Below are 7,543 nucleotides of genomic sequence, written 5' to 3' on the forward strand. Positions count from 1 at the left end.
TAATTTTTGCTGAATAATATTCAGTAAGGGATTTACATGATATTCGAGGATTTATAAATTCAACCGTAAGGAGGCAGTAAATTTGAGTGAAGGTTTGGTTGTAGCTGTACGCGCTATAATAGCTTTTTTTTCATTGCTTATTTTTACAAGATTATTAGGAAAGCAGCAAATAAGTCAGCTTAATTTCTTTGATTATACTCTTGGCATTACCATCGGTTCAATCGCCGCAGAATTAACTGTAGATTTGTCAAGCAGGGCATGGCCTCATTGGGTCGGCTTGTTAAGTTGGGCACTGTTAGGTTTTACTATGGAATTTATAACAATGAAATGGAGGTATGCAGCTAAATACATAGAAGGTGAACCCACAATAATAATAATGAACGGCAAAATTATGGAGAATGCACTAAGAAAAATGAAATACAATGTCAGTGATATCATGGAGCAATTAAGAAATAAAGATGTATTTGACTTAACGGAGGTTGACTTTGCAATCATTGAATCTAACGGGCAATTATCCGTTCTTAAAAAACCGGAATATGAAAATGTAACCTGCAAGGATTTAAATATAAACAAGAAGAAATCCGGCATTAGTACGGAGTTGATTTACGACGGTATATTAATAGAGGAAAATTTAAAACAGCTTAATAAAGATAAAAAGTGGCTGATTACCCAGCTGAAATCGCAAGGTATTAAAGATGTGTCTGAAGTTTTTCTTGCTACCTTAAATCCCGGAGGTTCTTTATATGTAGATAAATATAAGGATCATATAAAAAAAATATTGGATATAGGTGATTACAAGGGACCATATTAAGGAAGGGCGACACACCTCTTTCATAGGGCAAGTCTCTGTGGGATAGGAGGAATGTCCCCGTCAGAAGGAGAATTTATGAGAAAGTTTTTAGTCAGGGCTATACCCGTTGCATCTATTATACTTTTTATTTTAATTATGGTAAGCGATAATTATTTAAAACATTCCTACAGCGAAAACGATAATGTCGTAAAATCCATAGAGCTGATTATGAATGATGTAAACATGGAAAACTGGGATGAAGCAAATAACAAGATTGCTGATTTAAATAATGCATGGATGAAAATAGTTAAAAGAGTTCAATTCAGTGCTGAAAGAAATGAAATCAATGATTTTGACAAAAGTGTCGCACGACTTAGAGGGGCTATACTGGCAAGGGATAAGGCCGGTGCTATGATGGAACTTTCAGAAGCTTACGAGCATTGGGAAAATTTAGGAAAATAAACAAGCATCATCCTCAGCTTCTTTCACTTATAGTTTAAGCGACTGACATAAAATCAAAGATTTGGTGTCAGCCGCTTGTTTTAATTGATTTTATCCTTAATTTTTTTAATAAGGTTCTATGATCCACTTCCATTATAAACAAGCTTAAAATCATCAGAAATGCTCCTATATATGATTTTAAAGTAAGAACCTCGCGAGCAAATATATACGCAACTATACCCGCAAACAACGTTTCAAGAGAAAATATAACTCCCACGTGAGATGCGCTCGTATATTGCTGAGCTACCGCCTGTATTATAAATGCAAGTCCCGTGCAGAATATAGATAAAAACAATACCGAAGCCCATATATTTGGTGTTGTGGGAAAATTCGGTTTTTCAAATATGAATGCAAGAAGTAAATTAAGTGTTCCTGTAACCCCCAGTTGAAGAATTCCAAGCTGGAAGGGATTAACCTCTTCCTTTTTAACGGCTCTCTCAGTAATCAAAAGGTCGATTGAATATACAAAGGCACACATGATAGACATCGAATCACCAAACAAATTTTCAGAATTAATTGCAAAGTTATCCTTTAAGGTTAATAATGCAATTCCAACAAAGCTCATTATTATTACAATGCTGAGCTTTTTATCAGGTGCTTTCTTATATATAACACTTGATAAAATAGGGGTAAAAACAACAGACAGACCGCATAAGAATCCTGTATTTGACAATGTTGTATATTGAACACCCAAGTTAGCGCCTATGTATACAAACACCAGAAGAAAACCTAAAATAATACTGTATTTTAAAGTTTCCTTAGAAATATTTCTCAGTTTACGATAAGATAAAGCAACTGCAACTGCAAATGCAATCAGAAATCTGTTTGCATTTAATGTAAATGAGCCCATATCTTCCAAACTTATGTCTACCAACAGGTATGAAACTCCCCAGCCTAAGGTAACTAACAGCAGCATCATATCAGCCTTTATTTGCTTAGTCATAATTAAACCCCCTTTAACCTATAGAAATTATACATCATTAAAAATTAAAATGCTATAATTTTTAATTTAACATATAATTTATATATAATCGGGGGTAATTTTGTGAATCGTAAAAATATAGTAATTTATAATATTATAATTTTATTTAATTTGTATTTTTTTATAGCGGTATGTTTTTCAATAGTTTATATAGCCTTAACATTACTTAAGCTTGGTTATATAGTAGATCATTATGCTTCAGCCGCACATCAAAACCAGCTTATAGATTTAATCAGCCGCTCTCTGTACTTCAGCTATATAACATTGTTTGCCGTAGGATACGGAGACATGACTCCTTTAGGACTTTCCAAAGCAGTATCAATGGTACAGGCATTTGTGGGATTTATTCTGCCATATGCTATATTGTTAAAATATTTGATTTATAAGCCAAGCTTTTTAAGAAGCCATAAAAAATAAATAAGTCCCTGATATTATTAACTCACTATTTGATAGTAGACTCTTGCAGTTAAATAATATACAACCAGATAGAATAAGGCAAACACAGCTATAGTTGCTACCGTGCACATAGCGAATAATGGTACATTTGTCATACCAAATATTAAAAGCAATTTAGTAATTACCTTAAATGCAAATACGATGTGTACAACTGTGGTTATAAGCGGTAAAAAAAACACGGTCAGCACCTGGCTTTTAATTGCTTTTTTTATTTCACTGCGGCTCATTCCGACCTTTTGCATAATATCAAATCGTTCCTTATCATCGTAACCCTCTGCAATTTGCTTATAATAAATTATTAAGACAGTTGCCATTATAAACAGTATCCCTAAAAATATACCTAGGAAAAACAGCCCTCCGTACATTGTATAAAAGCTTTCTCTTGAAAGTTCCGGACCATCTGCTCTGCCGTAAGTATCACTTTCTCTGATAGAGCTGTTTATATTATTAATGAGGTTTACATGAACTTCGCTGTCTTCATCAATATTAAACCCATAATAATACGAACGAATATCAACTCTTTCAGTTATATTCATGGAAGCAGATATTCGATTTACTGTATCTAAGCTTTTGACCACAATAACATAGGAATTTGTTATGCTTGCCATAGCCTCCCTGTCCAATGAACTTAAAGACATTAATTTTTCTTTTATTGTTATATTGTATCCGTTTAAATTTAATTCATTTTCTGTTATGCTGCCTCTTTGTGAATACAATAAACATTCGTCATCCTTCAGCTCAACAGCTTTATTTTCCATTCTATTGAATTCCTCGAGTGTAATAATTCCTATTGTTGAAATACTATCCATTGTATCAAATTGATTTTCTACCGGCTTAAAATATGTTCCTTCCTGAATAGCAAGAAGTTCCGTAGAACGATAGTAAATTACATCTTTTTGTTCAATGTACGCGGCAGATGTTTGCTGATTTATAATTTCATTTAACGTTTTTGCTTCTTCATCCGAAATTTCATAAGCACTGATAATTATATCTTTGGGATATTGTGTTTTCAGAATATCCTCCATACCCGTGTATAATGATATGGTTGACGAAATCATTACAATAACCATTGTAGATAAAATACAGATGTTAGACAGCCCTGCGGCATTTTGTTTCATACGGTATATCATACCCGAAACGGAAATAAAGTGATTAGCTTTATAGTAATATTTTTTGTTTTCTCTTAAACGCTTTAATACTGCTATACTGCCTGCCGTAAACAAACAATACGTCCCCACTATAACTAATATAACAGCAACGAAAAATAAATTTAAAGCAGCTAATGGTGATTCGGTAACAACCGCTATATAATACCCTGTGCCAAGGCACAATGCTCCGACTATTGTTAACAACCACTTTGTTTTCGGTTCCCTTTCACCTGCATTTCCGCCTTTTAATAACTCAACGGGCTTAGACAGATGAACCTGAGTAATATTGAATATAAAGTTTATTACATTGATTGAGCCGAAAAGGCACAGAGAAGCAAGTATAGCTGTTGGTGATATTTCAAATCCAAAGGTTGCATTGAAGGATAGTATTTTAAAAAGAAATAAGATTATTAACTTGCTTAATAAAATACCTGACAATATACCTACGGTAAGTGTAATTGCCGAAGTAATCAATGTTTCGAAAAATATTATTTTGGATATATGCTTTTTTTCCATACCAAGTATGTTAAAAAGCCCGAACTCCTTTTTACGCTTTTTAATAAGAAAGCTGTTGGTGTAAAATAAAAATATCAATGAAAATATTCCGATTACCATAGCACCTAATAACATTACCTGTCTTAAGGACCCGCTGTCCTGTACAATTTCTATATCTTTCGCCACAACTAAAAAACAAATATTATAAAACATCATGATAGTCCCTATGCAGGTTAACATGTAAGGAATATATGTTTTAGAGTTCTTCTTAATATTATTTACGGCAAGCTTAGGATAGAAAAATTTATTCATTTCTGTCACCGCCTGTAGCTATCATAGTAAGTGTGTCTGAAATTTTCTGATAAAGGTCTTCATTTGACATAGAAGCTTTATAAAGCTGGTGATAGAGCTGCCCGTCCTTTATAAACAATACTCTTTTTGCGTGGCTTGCAGCTTTAACGCTGTGTGTAACCATAATTATTGTCTGTCCGTCATCATTAATTTCATTAAATAATTTTAAAACACCGTCAGAAGCTCTTGAATCAAGAGAGCCGGTCGGTTCATCCGCAAGTATTATCTTTGGATTAGTTATAAGTGCTCTTGCTATAGCTGTTCTTTGTTTCTGACCTCCGGATATTTCATACGGATATTTGTTTAATATATCAGAAATCTCTAATTGCCTTGATATAGGTTTTAATTTTTCATCCATCTCATTATAAGGTCTTCCTGCTAAAACCAAGGGTAAGAATATATTATCTTTAACCGAAAATGTGTCCAGCAAGTTGAAATCCTGAAATACAAAGCCAAGGTTATCTCTTCTGAATCCGGAAATATCCTTTTCGTTGATTGTTACAATGTTTTTTCCGTTTAACAATATTTCTCCATTCGTTGGTTTATCCAGTGAAGCCAGAAGGTTTAACAAGGTTGTTTTTCCGGAACCGGATTCACCCATAATTGCTACATATTCACCCTTTTCCACAGAAAAGGAAACATTTGATAGTGCTTGAACAGGATTACCCCCAAAGCGGGTTGTATATATTTTTTTCAAATTTTTAACTTGTAAAAGTGACATATTTACCTCCAATAATTTTTCTTCCTGCTCATATTATCAAAACATTAATGCATCCTGCCATAACTTTGGCTTACATTTTTATTGTTATTCTTACATATATGTAAGTTTACAGGCTGAACTTTCCAGCAGCATGAGGCTATTCTATATTAATTTTAACAGTATCTAGTCCTATTTTAACCTTTGTACCCTTGTTTACATCTGATTCAATAGCAATTGTATGTGAAAGCTTATTCAGTATCTGCTTGCATAAATACAGCCCGATACCTGTAGATTTTTTATCTTCTCTGCCGTTATATCCGGTAAATCCTTTTTCAAATACTCTCGGTAAATCCTCCTGTTCAATTCCTATGCCTGTGTCTTCTATGACTAAGGCGTCTGATAATTTCGGATCCATGAAAATTCTGATTTCACCGTGATGCGTATATTTCAAAGAGTTTGATAATATTTGTTCTATAACAAAAAGCAACCACTTTTCATCTGTCAAAACAGTGTGGTTCAACTCATCATAGACCAATACTATTTTTTTTCGTATAAATAGTTTGGAATATTTCCTGATTGCTTGTTTTACAATATCATCAAGGGAATATTTTTTGAACAGTAAATCCGAGTTAAGGCTGTCGAGACGAATATATTGCAAAGCCATTTCAACGTATTGCTCCACCTTGAAAAGCTGCTCTAAAAGCTCGTTGTTTATTTCGGATTTCTCTGATTGAAGTATTAACCTCATCGCAGAAATAGGTGTTTTTATCTGATGTGACCACACAGTATAATAATCCATCATATCTGTGTAAGATTTATTCTTTTCATTAATATTTTCTACGCTGTTATTATGTATTATTTTGATTAAATCCTGATAATCTTTTTCAATCAGATTAAGTGAGTCATTAATTTTAATGTTCACTTCCGTAACATTGTTTTTTAATCTTAAAAGCTCCTTATGTTTTTTATAAAACCTTATAAAATCCAATAGCACAACAATTAAAATAAACATTACCGCAAGCAGCATTGCATACAATACCGGTTCTACAGGCAATGAATAAAGCAAAAAAACAACGATAAAAACAGTGATAAATATTACAGCAGATATGATTGCAACAGTTTTTCCTGCAAAATATTGAAACAAAACTTTAAAAAACTCTCTCATTTAACCCACCATATATCCCATACCTTTTTTGGTTTTGATAAAATTATCAAGTCCTATTTCTGAAAGCTTTTTTCTCAGTCGTGTTATATTTACAGTCAATGTATTGTCATCAATGAATTGGTCGCTTTCCCAAAGATGCTGCATTATTTCTTCTCTCGAAACAACTTTCCCTATATTGTCCATAAGAAGCTGCATTATCCTGTAATCATTTTTTGTCAGTTCAATCTTTGTATCGTTGTATGTAAGGGTTGTGTCGTTTAAATTCAACAAAACACCATTATATTCTATTTCATGAATATATTCCTGAAGTGAATAGGCTCTTCTCAATAATGCTCCTATTTTTGCAGTTAAAACGTTTATGTCGAAGGGCTTTACAATAAAATCATCACCTCCCATATTCATAGCCATTACGATGTTCATATTGTCAGAAGCAGAGGAAATAAACATAATGGGCACCTTTGATATTTTCCTGATTTCATTGCACCAATGAAACCCATTGAAAAAAGGCAGCATCACATCTAATAAAACAATATGCGGTTTATGCTCATTAAATTTCTCTGTAACATTCTTAAAATCCTTAACATATTCCACATCGTAGCCCCATTTTAAAAGATGAGCCTTTAATGTGTTCGCTATTGTTAAATCATCCTCTACGATCAGTATATTATACATTTTTACCTCCACTCCTAATTCTGCTTATCTCCGCCTTTTAACTTATTTTATATTAATATCTCGATTTTATCAATCAAAATCACCCTTAGGGTGATTACAGAATATTTTTATAAACAGACCTGCGAAAATATCGTTTGTATCATCCTGATAACTTTAGCTCGAAGGATCTCAGCACTTCAAAATCTAAAGGCGCCGGATACCGGCGCCTCAGACTGCTGACAAAGTCAGCAGCAAGTAACAAAAATTACGAAAACTTAACAGAGAAACAGTTGGAAAACCAACA

8 protein-coding genes are annotated in these 7,543 nt (G+C 33.2%); 3 read left to right on the forward strand and 5 right to left on the reverse strand.

Going from position 1 to position 7,543, the window contains the following annotated elements; all coding sequences use genetic code 11:
* Nucleotides 1-82 precede the first annotated feature (82 nt).
* Both HZF24_RS11395 and HZF24_RS11400 read left to right on the forward strand, forming a co-directional pair.
* Entirely contained in the window at nt 83-811 is a 729-nt protein-coding gene (locus tag HZF24_RS11395) for a YetF domain-containing protein (protein WP_179238445.1), read from the forward strand.
* A 75-nt stretch (nt 812-886) separates the two neighbouring features.
* Nucleotides 887-1,252 (forward strand): DUF4363 family protein, encoded by a 366-nt coding sequence (locus tag HZF24_RS11400; protein ID WP_179238446.1) that lies wholly within the window; start codon nt 887-889, stop codon nt 1,250-1,252.
* 67 nt (nt 1,253-1,319) lie between these two features.
* Here HZF24_RS11400 and HZF24_RS11405 read toward each other — a convergent pair whose 3' ends face one another.
* Nucleotides 1,320-2,234 carry a DMT family transporter gene (locus tag HZF24_RS11405; protein ID WP_179238447.1) on the reverse strand — a complete coding sequence of 305 codons (915 nt, stop codon included), beginning with the start codon at nt 2,232-2,234 and terminating at the stop codon, nt 1,320-1,322.
* 102 nt (nt 2,235-2,336) lie between these two features.
* Here HZF24_RS11405 and HZF24_RS11410 point away from each other — a divergent pair, with 102 nt between their 5' ends.
* Nucleotides 2,337-2,690, forward strand: coding sequence for a two pore domain potassium channel family protein (locus HZF24_RS11410; RefSeq protein ID WP_179238448.1), 354 nt, complete (start codon nt 2,337-2,339; stop codon nt 2,688-2,690).
* Between the two features lie 17 nt (nt 2,691-2,707).
* On the opposite strand, the gene HZF24_RS11415 is transcribed toward HZF24_RS11410, so the two are convergent.
* From HZF24_RS11415 to HZF24_RS11430, 4 genes are all read right to left on the reverse strand, one after another.
* Nucleotides 2,708-4,684: an FtsX-like permease family protein gene (locus HZF24_RS11415; RefSeq protein ID WP_179238449.1), complete on the reverse strand. Its 1,977-nt coding sequence runs from the start codon at nt 4,682-4,684 to the stop codon at nt 2,708-2,710.
* On the reverse strand, nt 4,677-5,444 hold the full coding sequence (locus HZF24_RS11420; protein WP_179238450.1) for an ABC transporter ATP-binding protein: 768 nt from the start codon (nt 5,442-5,444) through the stop codon (nt 4,677-4,679). The genes HZF24_RS11415 and HZF24_RS11420 overlap by 8 nt, the downstream gene beginning before the upstream one ends.
* Nucleotides 5,445-5,580: 136 nt before the next feature.
* Nucleotides 5,581-6,588, reverse strand: coding sequence for a sensor histidine kinase (locus HZF24_RS11425; protein WP_179238451.1), 1,008 nt, complete (start codon nt 6,586-6,588; stop codon nt 5,581-5,583).
* Complete coding sequence (locus tag HZF24_RS11430) at nt 6,589-7,260, reverse strand: response regulator transcription factor (protein ID WP_179238452.1); 672 nt, start codon at nt 7,258-7,260, stop codon at nt 6,589-6,591.
* Nucleotides 7,261-7,543 lie beyond the last annotated feature (283 nt).

The sequence above is a fragment of the Sedimentibacter hydroxybenzoicus DSM 7310 genome, from assembly GCF_013403245.1.
Lineage (GTDB): Bacteria > Bacillota > Clostridia > Tissierellales > Sedimentibacteraceae > Sedimentibacter > Sedimentibacter hydroxybenzoicus.